The organism is Pseudoalteromonas sp. SWYJZ19, assembly GCF_015864375.1.
In the GTDB taxonomy this organism is placed as follows: Bacteria; Pseudomonadota; Gammaproteobacteria; order Enterobacterales; family Alteromonadaceae; genus Pseudoalteromonas; species Pseudoalteromonas arctica.
The window spans coordinates 207,396-222,060 of sequence record NZ_JADYXI010000003.1 but is presented as its reverse complement, the minus strand read 5'-3'; the positions used below and the strand labels follow the sequence as shown (position 1 = coordinate 222,060).

Here is a 14,665-nt window from a genome sequence, read left to right as displayed (position 1 = left end):
ATGAAAACCTTAATGGTGCAAGGCACTACTTCCGACGCAGGTAAAAGCACTTTAGTTGCAGCCCTTTGCAGGGTATTTGCTAAGCGAGGGGTAAAGGTTGCGCCTTTTAAACCACAAAATATGGCACTTAATAGCGCAGTAACAAAAGATGGCGGCGAAATTGGTCGTGCGCAAGCTTTGCAAGCAATAGCAGCTAAAGTAGAGCCCGAAATAGATTTTAACCCTATATTACTTAAGCCTAATAGCGACACGGGCGCACAAGTGATTATTCACGGAAAAGCCATTAGTAATATGGAAGCTGGCAAATATCACGACTATAAAAAAGTCGCGATGGATGCAGTAATTACCTCACATAACCGCTTAGCTAAACGCTTTGAATTACTCCTTGTTGAAGGAGCGGGGAGCCCTGCTGAAATAAACCTGCGTGAAAACGATATTGCCAATATGGGTTACGCCGAAGAGGTAGATTGCCCTGTTATTATAATTGCCGATATTGATAAAGGTGGTGTGTTTGCACATTTGGTAGGTACGCTTGCGTTGTTAAGCGAGTCAGAACAAGCGCGCGTAAAAGGCTTTGTTATAAACCGCTTTAGAGGCGATATAGGTTTGCTGCAAGGCGGGCTAGATTGGCTTGAAGAATACACAAACAAACCCGTACTTGGTGTATTACCTTATTTGCACGACCTAGCGCTTGACGCTGAGGACGCCGTTGCAATTGATAATAACGTAACCAATGCCACAATTAATATTGCAGTGCTGCTCGTGCCACACATTAGTAATCATACCGATTTTGATGCACTGCGTTTGCACCCAAACATTAATATAAATTATGTGCGCCACACGCAAACGATCCCAGAAGTTGATCTGATCATTCTACCAGGCAGTAAAAACGTGCTGGGGGATTTAACCTTTTTGAAAAATGAAGGCTGGGATTTACAAATTAAGCGCCACTTACGCTATGGTGGCAAAGTACTTGGAATTTGTGGCGGCATGCAAATGCTGGGCAATACGCTCAACGATCCCGATGGTATTGAATCGTCATTAAAGCAAGTAAATGGGCTTGCTCTGTGCGATTTTGAAACCACGCTGACAACACAAAAAGTATTAACCAAAATAACCGCTACACTACTTTTAAATAACCAATCAACACCCTGTAGTGGTTACGAAATACATGCAGGTATTAGCCAAGGTGCAGCGCTTAATAAGCCGTTTTTAACCTTTGACGAAAACCACCCAAATGGCTTTAAAACTGATGGCTTTATTAGTGACGATAATGCTATTGCAGGCACCTATTTACATGGTTTATTTGATGAAGCCGATGCGACATCGCAAATTTTAAAATGGGTAAAACCAAGCGCTACCATTAATCCTATTAGTATTACCGATCACCGCGAGCAGCAGTTAGAGCGCTTAGCAACCATGTGCGAAACGCATTTAAATATACAGCAAATTATCTCGATTTATGAAGGGCACAATAATGACTGAACAAAATAACGATAAGCACCAACAACGCCAACAAAAAGTAAAAGAGCAAGTGGATGCACGTGTTGCTGCCGCACAAGATGTTAAAGGTATTTTTCAGGTGATTACGGGTAATGGTAAAGGTAAATCAACCTCGGGTTTTGGCGTTGTAGCACGCTGCGTAGGTCATGGTAAAAAAGCAGCCGTTTGCCAGTATATCAAAGGTACTTGGGAATGTGGCGAGCGTAATTTATTACAAGGTGCAGGTGTTGAGTTTGTTGTAATGAACACCGGTTTTACCTGGGATACGCAAAATAAAGAAGCTGATACCGCAGCCGCCCAAGCAACATGGCAAGAGTCAAAACGCATGCTTGCTGATAGCAGTATTGATTTAGTATTACTCGATGAACTTACTTACATGGTGACTTACGGTTACGTTGATTTAGATGAAGTAGTAACAGCGCTTAATAACCGCCCGCCAATGCAGTCGGTTATTATTACAGGGCGTGCAGCGCACCGCACTTTAACCGACCTTGCCGACACAGTAAGCGAAGTGCGTAATGTAAAACATGCATTCGATTCAGGCATAAAAGCGCTTGAAGGGTTTGATTACTAATGTTTAAAGCGTTTTTTATTGGGCTGCTGCTTTTTAGTTTATCGGGCAGTGCACTTGCAGAGCAGACTAATGATTCTAAAAAACTGCGAATAATCGCGCTTGCACCACATATAGTTGAAAACCTATTTGCCATAGGGGCGGGCGATAATATTGTGGGCACGGTTGATTATGCCGACTATCCTGCTGAGGCCCAAAGTATTGAGCGCATAGGGGGTTATTACGGCATCTCGCTTGAAAAAGTATTGGCGCTTAAACCCGACTTAGTAATTGCGTGGAAAAGCGGAAATCAAAGCGAAGATTTAGCCCAAATAGAGCGCCTGGGCATAAAAGTATATTTAAGTAACCCGACCACAATCGCTGGTGTAGCCGACGAGTTACTTACTTTTGGTGAATTTACAGGGAATATTGAGCAAAGCCAGCAAGCGGCAAATGCATTTACACAAAAACTAAACGCGATTGTTAAAAGCCAGCAAGATAAAAAAAATATTACCGGATTTTATCAGTTATGGGCTGAGCCTATGATGACAGTAAGTAAAAATACGTGGATAAGCCAACTGATTGAAACATGCCATGTAAGTAATGTATTTGCCGATAGCGTTACAGATTACCCACAAATTAGTATCGAAAATGTCATTGTTACTAAGCCACAAGTTATTATTATCCCTGATGAAAAATCAAAAACGCCACAGCCGGTTGTTAATTGGCAAAAGTGGCCAGAAGTGCCCGCTGTTAAAAATGATCAATTTATTAGCGTAAATGCCGATTTATTACATCGTTTTACTCCGCGCATGCTAGATGGACTCGCGGATATGTGTGATAAAATAGACGCATCACGTAAACAGATTAAGAGTACACAATGAGCGATTGGGCTACATTTTTAGAAAGTGAATTACAGCAACCTTACATGCAGGAAACGTTAGAGTATGTGGCTAATCGCCGCAATGAAGGTGTTGCTGTTTATCCGCCTGAACCTCAAGTATTTAGTGCTTTTGATGCCACAGCACTAAATGACATCCGCGTTGTAATTTTAGGACAAGACCCATACCACGGAGAAGGGCAAGCGCATGGCTTGTGTTTTTCGGTATTGCCTGATGTAAAAAAGCTGCCGCCGTCGCTTAAAAATATGTACAAAGAGTTAGCTACCGACATTACTGGTTTTACTATTGCTGATCACGGTTACTTGCAAAGTTGGGCAGATCAAGGCGTGTTTTTACTTAATACCGTACTGACCGTTGAGCAAGGGCAAGCGCATTCCCATAAGCATTTAGGGTGGGAGCAATTTACCGATAACGTAATAGCGCACATTAATGAACACTGCGAAGGTGTAGTCTTTATTTTATGGGGCGCACATGCACAGAAAAAAGGTAAGGGCATAGACAGCGCTCGCCATCATGTTTTAAAAGGGCCGCACCCATCGCCACTTTCGGCGCATAGAGGCTTTTTTGGTTGTCAGCATTTTTCAAAAACGAATGAGCTATTACAAGCCCAAGATAAAAAGCCGATTAACTGGCAGGTGTAAATAACCTGGGCTCTGAATAATAAATTTATCTCATACAGCTAATTTCAGCGCATTAAAAAAGGCTTTCATATAATGAAAGCCTTTTTGTTTAGTTGGGGCGTATTGGATTAAAAATTTAGCTCATCAATCGCAATACTGTCTGTAAAAAAATCATATTCCTGTAATTCTTTACGTAAGCGGTGTTTGTCTTTTATTGCTTCTATTTCCCGCCATTTTCTTTTTTTATTTTTCTGAGAGGTTTTCCTTGTTGTATCTGGTCCTTCTAATATCTCTAATATATCGTTTAGGCTATCCATGTACTTCTCCTATTGATTTTATTGACCTCAAGAATACCTATACCACAGGCCTAGCTAAAATAGAACAAAAAAGTGACAGTAATGTTACGAAGATGTGATGAATTGATGAAGGTTTATATCAATATTTATATTAAGGAATAGCGTATTTTAGGCATAAAAAAACGCCGCAATAGCGACGCTTTTTAAAGTATGTTTAAAGCAAATTACATTGCTTTAAAACGTGCTTCCAGTTGTTCTTGTGCATCAGCAAAAGAGCGAATACCTTCAGCTAGTTTTTCAGTAGCCATAGCATCTTGGTTATGTAACCAACGGAACTGTGCTTCTGTTAAAGGCTCTGGTTTTGGCTCTTGTGGAACATCGCTTTCTAGCAAGTATTCTTGTGCGCCTTCTAAGTTACCTAAATCTTCTAAAAGATTAGGGCTAATAGTTAGCTTGTCACAACCTGTAAGTGCAATAATTTCGCCTGTATTACGGAAACTTGCACCCATCACAACTGTTTTGTAGTCATGACGTTTGTAAAATTCAAAAATGCTGCGTACAGACTGAACACCTGGATCTTGTAGCGGATCGGTTGGTTTTTCCATGCCGTTAGCAACGTGCCAATCTAAAATACGGCCAACAAATGGCGAAATTAAAAATACATTTGCATCGGCACACGCGCGGGCTTGGGCATCGCTAAATAATAAAGTAAGGTTACATTTAGTGCCTTCTTTTTCTAGCTGCTCAGCGGCTTTAATACCTTCCCATGTAGACGCAACTTTAATTAAAATTTTGTCTTTGCTTACGCCTTCTTTTTCGTAAAGGCTAAGTAGAGTATGTGCTTTATCAATCGTAGCTTGCGTATTAAACGAAAGGCGTGCATCTACTTCAGTAGAAATATAACCAGGTACAATCTCGCTAATTTCTTTACCTAGTAATACGGCAAAGTAATCACATGCTAGTTCAAGTTGTTTAGCTGGCTCTTGCTCGGTTTCTTTTGCATAGCTCCAAGCTTTATTTAGATAAGGCTTATAAGCTTCAATCTCGCTCGCTTTTAATAAAAGCGACGGGTTTGTTGTTGCATCTTCTGGTTGATGCTTTTTGATCGCTTCAATATCGCCAGTGTCGGCCACGATAGATGAATGTTGTTTTAGCCTTTGTAGAGCTGAAGTCATTTGCTTTCCTCATTCCAAGCAAGTTAAAAGAATAATCTAATCACTCTTAATATATACAATCCATACTGCAACAGTGTGACAATGCTTGATAGGTCTTATGTCCTGATCAATAAAAAAACGGCAATGCATGGGTTATTAAGAGAGGATTTATTTAAACAAAACGTGCTTTTCGTTTCATTTAATGTTGAAATTGACACTAAATAAATTACAAGTCAATAGCTAACTATGATCACTGTTATTTCACCTGCAAAAAATCTTGATTACGAAACGCCACCCGCAACAGACAAGTTCACTCAGCCTGAATTACTAGAGCACAGCGAAGAGCTCATGAAAGTATGCCGTGAACTAACACCAGCGCAAATTGGCAGTTTAATGAAAATTAGCGACAAGCTATCTGGGCTTAACGCAGCACGCTTTAGCGAGTGGGCGCAGCCGTTTACACAAAGTAATGCTAAACAAGCAGTGCTTGCCTTTAATGGCGATGTATACGGCGGTTTAGATGCAAGCACGCTTAAAGCTAGCGAGCTTGATTATGCACAAAACCACTTACGTATCCTTTCTGGCTTATATGGCTTATTAAAACCACTTGATTTAATGCAAGCTTACCGCCTAGAAATGGGCACCAAGCTTGAAAACTCGCGTGGCAAAAACTTATACGAGTTTTGGGGCAGCGTAATAGCGAATAAATTAAACGAAGTATTAAAAGCACAAGACGCGCAATACTTAGTTAACCTTGCTTCAAACGAATACTTTAAAGCGGTAGATAAGAAAGCATTAAATGCACAAATTATTACCCCACACTTTAAAGACTGTAAAAACGGTCAATACAAAGTAATTAGCTTTTACGCTAAAAAAGCACGCGGCATGATGGCGCGCTACATTATCGAAAATAAAGTAACGCAGTTAAGCCAACTTAAAGAGTTTACGGTAGCAGGTTATTACTTTAGCCCAGAGGCAACAGTTAAAGAGCTTGAGCCGGTATTTATGCGCGACGAACAAAATTAGGTTTATAAGCTTAAATAAAAAACTTAAAAGCCATGCATTGCATGGCTTTTTTGATGTTGGCGTTATATTTGCAATCTCATCTAATATTAATGAGAACACTAATTAAATAGGTGCAAATAAAATGATCAGCATTCCGTCAATTGACGAAGCCGAAAAACTAATAGAAGAAAAGCTCGGAGGGTGGTTTGATGTTGTAATAAGTCATATCCCTAATTTTATAGTTGCGATACTGATCGCAATTGTGTTTTCAATATTGGCACGCTTTGCTGGCAAGCTGATGAAAAACGTATTACGCCGCTCACTCGACTCAAAACAAATTGCCGACTTAATGGCGTCAATTTTTAAAGTTATTGTGTTGTGTATAGGCTTATTTATAGCGCTCGATTTTGTTGGCTTAAAAGGCACTGTTACCTCACTGCTTGCTGGTGCGGGTATTGTTGGTTTAGCAATTGGTTTTGCTTTTCAGGATATGACCGAAAACTTAATAGCCGGTATTGCTATGGGTGTACGCAAACCATTCAAAACAGGCGACGTAATAGAAACCGATGACGTGTTTGGTTCAATACATTCTATAAACCTACGTAACACGCTAATAGAGAGCTTTTATGGGCAGTTAATACTGGTACCAAACAAAGTATTATTTAGAAATGTACTAAAAAATTACACCACGCTAGGTGTTAGGCGCATAGAAGTACCTGTAGGTATTTCGTACGGCGACGACATAGAAAAAGCAAAGGACGTCATCGTCGAAAAAATAAATGAATTTGACTTCGTAATACGTAAAGACGAAACCGCTGTATACGCCGAAGGTTTTGGCGACAGCAGCATTAACTTACTGGTGTGGTTTTGGATTAAATACCCAGGTGAGCCTGACTTTATGACGGTACGCCACAAAGGTGTTGTTGCCGTTAAGCAGGCACTCGATGAGGCTGACATTAGTATTCCATTCCCAATTCGTACTTTAGATTTTGGTATTAAAGGCGGCGAAAAACTCGATGCCATGATAAGCGACAAAATAAGCCAGCAGTCATCAAATAAAGACAGTAGCGACGGTACTGACTCTAACCAAAGTGAGTAATTTAGTTAAAGCTCATTAGGCAAAAGCATTGGGAAATAGTTACTTACCAACAGCGCATTTTTACAGAGTAAAAAATGCGCTTTTTAATTAGTTCAAGTCACTTTTCTTTATTCATTAATTATTTTCTCCAGCAGATTTTGTAACGTATTTTTTATAAGGTAAGTTTCCCTTTTATCTATTTATTATGCAATTATTGGTTATACAAGGTGTATTTTTTTTAGATATTAGGGTTACAAACAAATGAAGTTAAGGATTAAATGGTTTACAAAAATAATTTTATTTTCAAGCCTAGTTATTAGCTTTATTTCAGTAGGTAACGAATATAATGCTAAATATGATGTGAGTTATAAATTAAATATAGATAACAATACCGCTGAAATACTTTTTCTCGATAAAAACAAAAACCTTACCTCTACATTAATCTTACCAAATAAAGCGGCATATATTGAAAAAGAGAAGTTACGAGAGTTTTGTAGCTCAGATGATGTTTTATGCCCTAGAAAAAGTTATGAAAGTAACGTTATCACTTGGTCACCTGATAATGAATATTTAGCTGTGTTTGTGGGTAATACAAAAGGGTTTTGGTTTATCCCCAGTAAAGAGATAACAAAAGCCGCATTCAATAAAAATAATGTAGTTAAAGTCGGCGTACATACTCAAAACGATAAAATAAATATTGCTCTATTTCATGGCGCGGCAGGATGGGTTGATAATCATCATTACGTTTTTTCAGCGGGTTTAAGTGGTGACAATTTTGTTTATAAGTTTAACCCAAAAACAAAGGAACTTAAGGGTTTTCCTTTTGAGCTAAATGAAGATTCTACGGTAAGCAGTTTTAAAGAAGTTTTTGTTGAAAGTTTTAATTCACAAAAAAGTAGTTTTAAATTAAGTGATGTTATTCAACAACTAGATAAATTGAAATAACTACAAAAAATAAACATAAAAAAGCGCAGCTTGTGTTGGAGTAACAAGCCGCGCTTATGAATTAGTTATACAAATAAGTTTATGTGGTGCGTATTAAATAACGCTAATTTTGTTACGAATGATTTTAACCCCATCCATATTTTCTAAAAACTTTTGAGCCAGTGCGCGCTGAAAACCAGTTTGTGCTTCACCGTATAAATCTACTTCACCATTTTTTACCTGCACGCGAATATCACTTAACGCTAGGTTAGGATTAGTTCGTAGGGTGTTGGTGATAGCTTGTTGTAAGTTAGGTTGAGTGGCTACACTGCTTACTACGGCCATGTTGGTTGCTGCACTTACTTTTGTAGCGCAAGCTAATAAAAATAAACAACAAAATGATACTAAAGCGATAGTTAACTTGAAGCGGTTCATAACTTAATCCTTACATTACGGTGAATAGTGCAGCCACAATATGGAAATTCCATCGGCTAGGTTATCTTTGTAGTTACAATTTCGGTGCCAATATTAACGCTATGAAATATAAGGGAATTTTATTAAGTGGGAATTCAGGTGGGCAAAAATTACATTTAAATGAGTATGAGTTACATGCTTGGGTTACATATGTAACAGGTACAAACAGCAGAGCCTGCAAGGCTTGCATTAAAAAGCCGACAAAAGTCGGCTTAGTATAAAAATGTTTTAGGTTACTTTTTCTTTTTAACCTTAGCCTTTTTCTTGGCTTTCATTTTTACTGGATCTTTACGTTTTTTAGCCGGTGGCTTAGCTTCTTTATGCTGTGGCTCGACACCTCTAATTACACGGCGTTTTAATTTTTGTTCAACGTAGCGCTCTACTTTATATAAAATACCAATATCGTGTGCTTCAACTAGCGATATTGCTATCCCTTTTTTACCAGCACGGCCAGTACGACCAATACGGTGTACATATACGTCGGCAGTACGCGGCATATCAAAGTTAATAACGTGGCTGATGTCAGATACATCAATACCACGTGCAGCTACGTCGGTAGCAACTAATATGCTTGTTTTGCCACTGTGGAAGTTTTCCATGGCTTTCATACGTTTGTCTTGTGGCATTTCGCCGCGTAACCACGCCGCTTTTACATCATTAGTTGTAAGTTCGCCAATCAATGTTTCTAAGCGTTCGCGAGTTTTAACAAACACAATCGCTTTAGTTACGTCAGGGTTTTTTAGCGTATTAACTAATAATTCAAGTTTGTGATGATAATCGTCGGCTAAATGTACCCATTGGTGAATTTTAGCTTTTTCTTTACGTGACGATTCGGCTTCTAATAGAGCTGGGTCGCTTAATGTTTTTTCAGCAAACCTTTCTACGCTGTCACCTTCAAGTGTTGCTGAGAATAAAAAACATTGGCGACGATTTTTAGCTTCGTCACAAATACGGCTCATTTCTTTTTTGAAACCCATATCTAACATGCGATCTGCTTCATCAATAATAAGCATTTCTACGTGTTCAGCATGAAAGTTTTCGGTTTCTAGGTATTCCATTAATCGACCTGGTGTGGCGATTAAAATATCATTATTTTTTTCAAAAATTTCTTTATGCGTGCCGTAGTTAATACCGCCTGTTACTACACCAATTTTTAGGTGTGTGCGTTTAGCTAGCAGTTCACATTGTTCATGAATTTGATAAGCCAGCTCACGAGTCGGGGTCATAACGAGTACGCGCGCAAAACCAGGGTCACGACGTGGGAAATCCAGTAAGTACTGAATAGCCGGAATTAAAAATGCCGCTGTTTTACCTGTACCAGTAGGCGCAGATGCTAAAATATCGCGCCCCTGTAGTGCTTCAGGAATAGCTTGTTGTTGAATGCTGGTTGGCGTCTCGTAGCCCATTTTATTAATGGCATCGAGTAGCTTGTTATCAAGATCAAATTCAGAAAATTGCATAGAGTGTCTAAAATAAGGGACAATTACCCTGATTATACGCGCTATGCTGCGCTTGGTGAATGAAAAGGTGAAAAAATGTCTGGTTTTGTATTTAAACAATTTAAAGTTGAACACGACCACTGTGCAATGAAAGTTTCTACCGATGGCATTTTGCTTGGCGCATGGGCTAATTTAAGCGGTGCAAAGTCATTACTTGATATAGGCACCGGCACCGGCTTACTAGCACTAATGTGTAAGCAGCGCAGTAATGAGCTTGATATAACTGCGGTAGAAATTGACGAAAGCGCCTATACCCAAGCATTACAAAATGTAGCTAATAGCCCGTGGCCAACTATAAGTATTACGCACCAAACTATTCAAAGCTTTAGTAGTGAAGTTAAATTTGACGTGGTTATCTCTAATCCACCGTATTTTAATCACAGTTTAAAAGGCGATAATGTTGCGCGTAATACCGCACGCCATACCGACGGCCTAAGTTTTGAAGAGTTAATTAATGCGTTTAAACGTTTAAGCCATAGAAGCTCTCGCTTTAGCTTAATACTCCCGAGAGTTGAAGGCGTGCTATTTATTGAGCTTGCTACTCAAAATGGGCTTTATTTAAATACTCATTGCCAAGTGAAAGCCACGCCAAATAAAGATATTAGCCGCAGTTTAATGACATTTAGCTACGTAAAAAGCGATATAGAATCATCAACACTGTGTATTAGAAACTTAGATAATACCTACACGGCTGATTATATAGCCCTGTGCAAAGCATTTTATTTGAAAATGTGAAGCAATTGTAAAATAGGAACGAATAACGCAAACTAACTAAAACTTATCGCTGAGAACAGATATGGATAGTCAGATACCTAAACCCTTTATAATTACACTTGCTGTATTACAGGCTATTGCTCTTACTCTTTTATATAGCAGTATAGAAAACAATGTGTGGCCAGCAACAAGCCCTACATGGCTAGTCTCACTTATTACATTTTCTATGAGCTTTCCTTTATTAATGCTAATGACTGTTAATAAAAATAATATAAAAACGTCGTTACTTTTAATCCTTCCTTTTTCCTTGTTGTTATCTTTACTGGGTGCGTATGCAGGCTTTCAGCAAGAGCCTCAAGAGTACGTAAGTAATAACACTTTAATGTCAGCTTTTATTTTTACTAGTTTAATAGCTGGCTTTAAAGGCCTTATGTACATTCAACAATTTGGTAGTTCGGAAAATGTTAGCTACAGTCGTTTGTTTAAGCTTTCTTGGCGCAATTTTATAATTTTTGGGGAATGCTGGCTGTTCGTGCTTATTTTTTGGGGAATTCTAAATTTAGGTGCGGCTTTATTTGATATTTTAGATATAAAATTTTTCTCTGAGCTACTAAGAAATGAATGGTTTTGGATCCCAATCTTAACGCTCGCATTTGCCTTTGCGAGTATCATATTTAGAAAGCTTTTGAACATTGAAGATAATATCGCTTTTTTACTACAAACTTTAATTAAGTTTTTACTTCCTGTTTTATCAGTTATTTCTCTCGGTTTTTTAGCAACACTTCCTTTTACCGGGCTCAATAAATTATGGGAAACCGGAAGTGGTAGTTTGTTAGTAATGTGGCTGCAGGTGCTCACCTTATTTTTTGTTAATACAGTTTATAAAGATGACTCATCAGTTCGCCCTTATTACTTGCTCTTGCATCGACTCGTTTTTATAAGCGTTGCGTTACTTCCCGTTTATAGTGTTATTTCTGCCTATGGAATTTACTTACGGGTAGATCAGCATGGGCTAACGGTAGATCGTTGTTGGGGTATTTTAATTTGGTTTTTATTGGCGTGTTTTTCGTTTAGTTATCTTGTTGGAATAATTACAAAGAGAGATAATTGGCTAGAGCCGCTTAGCAAAATAAATATTGTGATGGGCTGGGTTGTACTTGTAAGTATGCTTGTTGTTAACTCTCCTTTATTAAACTTTCAAAGCTTATCTACAAACAGCCAAATAGCGCGTTTAGATGCAGGTAAAGTAACAGTAGAAAAGTTTGATTATTACTATTTTGAGTACAGCTTAGGTCGTCAAGGTTATTTAGCTATGCAGTTATTAAAACAGAAAATTGAAACGAGTCACCCAGAGCAATACGCTATTGTCGATAGGATGTATGTAAATAATGAGTTTGCTTTAACGCTTGAACACACAGTCGATGATTTTATTGAGCGCAGTGTATTTTGGCCATCACAAGCGCTAATACCTCAAGGTTTAATAGAGGCAGTATTTTCTGAACAACATTTTTACGATCGTAACTCTTTAAAAGAACATACTTACTATTTCATTGGCATGGATTTAAACAATGATGATGAGCTAGATTTTATAGTGATAGACGAAAATAATGGAAATACGACCGCATATTTTTGGTTATTCGACATGGGTAAGTGGCGCTCAAGGTATATGAATGTCGAAAATCCTGAAGAGATTAGATACCTTAAAAGCATGATTGATAATAACGAATTATCTTTAGTTGAGCCTGAATATTCAAATCTAAAAATAGGGGATGTTGTTTTTAAAGTGAGGTAATACGTTACTTTTTTTTATGCTACTGCCCCTTAAACCTAAACTAATGATTATTAGTTTAGGTTTTTTCTTTTAGTTTTTTATTTTATGTACAGCGCTTTAATAGTGTGTTTATAAATCACCTGATATGATTTAGCCATTGGCCACTTAATTTAAAAGGCAACACAATGAAAAAGTTAAATAAATTAGCATTACTTAGCACGTTAGCAGCCACCATTTTTGCAAGCCAAGGTGTGTTTGCTGCTATTACGCCTGTAGGGCTTTGGAAAACGATTGACGAGGATACAAACCAAGCTAAGTCGTATGTACGTATTACCCAAACCAACGGTGTATTAAGCGGCAAAGTTGAAACCATTCTTAACCCGGCAAAACAAAATGATATATGTAGTAAATGCGATGATGAGTTAAAAGATCAGCCTATTTTAGGAATGACTATAATCACGGGTGTAAAAGCACAAGATGATGGTGTTTGGGGAGACGGTGAAATACTCGATCCAACAAATGGTAAAACCTACACTTTACAACTAACTCCGCAAGATGAAGGTAAAAAGCTCGAGGTACGCGGCTACATTGGCTTTTTTTACCGAAACCAATATTGGCTAAAAGTAGAGTAAGTTTTACTACTTATTTAATCACTGGGCGTTAAATAATTAAGTATTAACTGAAATCATTTTTGCGCTTTGCCTTTCTTACTCACTAAGCCAGCTATATTTAATTGGCATTCAATTTTGAGTAAATAATAAAGGAAAAAAGATGATTAAGTACATAGTTGCTTTAATAATGCTTAGCGCACTGTTAATAAGCGGTGGGGCAAATGCAAAGGATGATGCTGTAAATACGGGTTGGTTTAATAACACGGCTATTAAAGGGTACGACAGCGTTGCTTATTTTACGCAAAATAAAGCCGTTAAAGGCAGCGACAAATACACGTTTAGTTATTTAGGTGCCAACTGGCACTTTTCGAGTGAAGAAAACAAAACGACATTTGCAGAAAACCCAAAGCGTTATGCACCGCAATACGGTGGTTGGTGTGCTTATGCAATGGCTGATGAAGGTAACGCTGTAGGTATAGACCCAGAAGCATTTTATATTCACGAAGGTAAGCTTTACTTAAACTATAGCGAAAGCGTGCAGCAAAAATGGTTAAGTAATTTATTACCGTACATTGTTATGGCAGATGGGTACTACCCACAAACAACCAATGTTATGACGTTTCAATAAATTACTCATATTGCTAGGGCGTGTTGATCTTTGTGGATTGAAATTTGTTCAATCTAGGGGCGATTAAATCGCGGCGCGAGGTTTGTAACCTAGTGGGCTAAGTAAAAACCGAGCAACAAAGAGTTGATCGCCCCTAAAAAGAACCCAGAGGGCAGTGCATGTTTGGCATTTATGCTGCGTTATCGCCTATTTATGGGGAATAACCACACTACATAGGCTCTGCCTTGCCTAAAAACCAAACATACTGCTGCAAATTCCCCCACCAAAGATCAACACGCCCTAATTAAAAAGCCCGCAGCTAAACTAGTTGCGGGCTTTTTGCTTTTTATTTGTCAGTATTGATAAGTAAATTAAAGCGTTTCGCCGTATTCAGTCATTACCTGTTCAACCCACGTTGCAATACGGTCGTCGCTTAGCTCGTATTGACTGTCTTCGTCGAGTGCGAGTCCTACAAACTGTTTGCCATCAGGCGTTAATGCTTTTGAAGCTTCAAACTCGTAACTACTGTCGTTTGGCCAAAAACCAAGTTGAGTAAATGTTTGCGTATTTATTTCGTCGTGTAGCATGCCTAGCGCATCTTGAAACCACTGCCCGTAACCTTGTTGATCGCCCATGCCAAATAAAGCAATGGTTTTACCATTTAGGTTTACGTCGGCTATGTCGTCCCACTTTGACTCCCAGTCTTCTTGTATTTCACCAAAATCCCATGTTGAAATACCAAAGATGATAAAGTCATACTGCTCTGCATTTTTTAGTGGCTCGTCTTTAATATTGTGCAGGGTAACTATATCGGCACCAATAATGTCGCGAATCTTTTCTGCTGCCATTTCGGTGTAGCACGTAGTAGAACCAAAAAATAAACCAATTTGCATCGTATTTATCACTGTGTAATTGCCTGATATGATAGGCTCAAGTTTACCGTAAGGTATTTTTAAT

General features: G+C 38.5%; 16 protein-coding genes. 11 read left to right on the top strand and 5 right to left on the bottom strand.

Translation table 11 applies throughout. The features are described 5' to 3' along the window. Genes I6F45_RS04770 through ung form a run of 4 tightly spaced genes read left to right on the top strand, consistent with a single transcriptional unit; the run spans position 1 to position 3,596 of the window. Complete coding sequence (locus I6F45_RS04770; RefSeq protein WP_165741360.1) at positions 1-1,485, top strand: cobyric acid synthase; 1,485 nt, start codon at positions 1-3, stop codon at positions 1,483-1,485. Continuing rightward, a complete protein-coding gene (gene cobO / locus I6F45_RS04765; protein ID WP_165722116.1) occupies positions 1,478-2,077 on the top strand; it encodes a cob(I)yrinic acid a,c-diamide adenosyltransferase in 600 nt (199 codons plus the stop codon). The genes I6F45_RS04770 and cobO overlap by 8 nt, the downstream gene beginning before the upstream one ends. Then, positions 2,077-2,937 (top strand): cobalamin-binding protein, encoded by an 861-nt coding sequence (locus I6F45_RS04760; RefSeq protein ID WP_165741362.1) that lies wholly within the window; start codon positions 2,077-2,079, stop codon positions 2,935-2,937. The genes cobO and I6F45_RS04760 overlap by 1 nt, the downstream gene beginning before the upstream one ends. Beyond that, complete coding sequence (ung, locus tag I6F45_RS04755; protein ID WP_197159798.1) at positions 2,934-3,596, top strand: uracil-DNA glycosylase; 663 nt, start codon at positions 2,934-2,936, stop codon at positions 3,594-3,596. Before I6F45_RS04760 ends, ung begins: the two co-directional genes overlap by 4 nt. Positions 3,597-3,703: 107 nt before the next feature. On the opposite strand, the gene I6F45_RS04750 is transcribed toward ung, so the two are convergent. Together I6F45_RS04750 and tal are read right to left on the bottom strand one after the other, a co-directional pair. After that, positions 3,704-3,892, bottom strand: coding sequence for a DUF3545 family protein (locus I6F45_RS04750; RefSeq protein WP_166421303.1), 189 nt, complete (start codon positions 3,890-3,892; stop codon positions 3,704-3,706). 203 nt (positions 3,893-4,095) lie between these two features. Beyond that, positions 4,096-5,046 carry a transaldolase gene (gene tal, locus I6F45_RS04745; RefSeq protein WP_197159796.1) on the bottom strand — a complete coding sequence of 317 codons (951 nt, stop codon included), beginning with the start codon at positions 5,044-5,046 and terminating at the stop codon, positions 4,096-4,098. Positions 5,047-5,271: 225 nt separating this feature from the next. On the opposite strand from tal, the gene yaaA reads away from it, so the two are divergent. The 3 genes from yaaA to I6F45_RS04730 all read left to right on the top strand — a co-directional run bounded on the left by yaaA (position 5,272) and on the right by I6F45_RS04730 (position 8,053). Next, positions 5,272-6,051, top strand: a complete 780-nt coding sequence (yaaA, locus tag I6F45_RS04740) for a peroxide stress protein YaaA (protein ID WP_039488339.1) — start codon at positions 5,272-5,274, stop codon at positions 6,049-6,051. Between the two features lie 121 nt (positions 6,052-6,172). Next, positions 6,173-7,129 (top strand): mechanosensitive ion channel family protein, encoded by a 957-nt coding sequence (locus tag I6F45_RS04735; RefSeq protein WP_165725197.1) that lies wholly within the window; start codon positions 6,173-6,175, stop codon positions 7,127-7,129. Between the two features lie 240 nt (positions 7,130-7,369). Continuing rightward, on the top strand, positions 7,370-8,053 hold the full coding sequence (locus I6F45_RS04730; RefSeq protein ID WP_166376490.1) for a hypothetical protein: 684 nt from the start codon (positions 7,370-7,372) through the stop codon (positions 8,051-8,053). Positions 8,054-8,146: 93 nt separating this feature from the next. Here I6F45_RS04730 and I6F45_RS04725 read toward each other — a convergent pair whose 3' ends face one another. Together I6F45_RS04725 and srmB are read right to left on the bottom strand one after the other, a co-directional pair. Further along, complete coding sequence (locus I6F45_RS04725) at positions 8,147-8,467, bottom strand: BON domain-containing protein (protein ID WP_010553266.1); 321 nt, start codon at positions 8,465-8,467, stop codon at positions 8,147-8,149. 272 nt (positions 8,468-8,739) lie between these two features. Further along, positions 8,740-9,966, bottom strand: coding sequence for an ATP-dependent RNA helicase SrmB (srmB, locus tag I6F45_RS04720; protein ID WP_166376491.1), 1,227 nt, complete (start codon positions 9,964-9,966; stop codon positions 8,740-8,742). A 75-nt stretch (positions 9,967-10,041) separates the two neighbouring features. Here srmB and I6F45_RS04715 point away from each other — a divergent pair, with 75 nt between their 5' ends. From I6F45_RS04715 to I6F45_RS04700, 4 genes are all read left to right on the top strand, one after another. Beyond that, positions 10,042-10,740, top strand: coding sequence for a tRNA1(Val) (adenine(37)-N6)-methyltransferase (locus tag I6F45_RS04715; protein ID WP_165727218.1), 699 nt, complete (start codon positions 10,042-10,044; stop codon positions 10,738-10,740). A 61-nt stretch (positions 10,741-10,801) separates the two neighbouring features. After that, positions 10,802-12,511: a DUF4153 domain-containing protein gene (locus tag I6F45_RS04710; protein ID WP_197159794.1), complete on the top strand. Its 1,710-nt coding sequence runs from the start codon at positions 10,802-10,804 to the stop codon at positions 12,509-12,511. A 164-nt stretch (positions 12,512-12,675) separates the two neighbouring features. Beyond that, complete coding sequence (locus I6F45_RS04705; RefSeq protein ID WP_024596176.1) at positions 12,676-13,122, top strand: DUF2147 domain-containing protein; 447 nt, start codon at positions 12,676-12,678, stop codon at positions 13,120-13,122. Positions 13,123-13,261: 139 nt separating this feature from the next. Beyond that, positions 13,262-13,729, top strand: coding sequence for a YHS domain-containing (seleno)protein (locus tag I6F45_RS04700; protein ID WP_007583762.1), 468 nt, complete (start codon positions 13,262-13,264; stop codon positions 13,727-13,729). 350 nt (positions 13,730-14,079) lie between these two features. Here I6F45_RS04700 and fldB read toward each other — a convergent pair whose 3' ends face one another. Beyond that, positions 14,080-14,601: a flavodoxin FldB gene (fldB, locus tag I6F45_RS04695; protein ID WP_007583764.1), complete on the bottom strand. Its 522-nt coding sequence runs from the start codon at positions 14,599-14,601 to the stop codon at positions 14,080-14,082. Between the last annotated feature and the right edge of the window lie 64 nt (positions 14,602-14,665).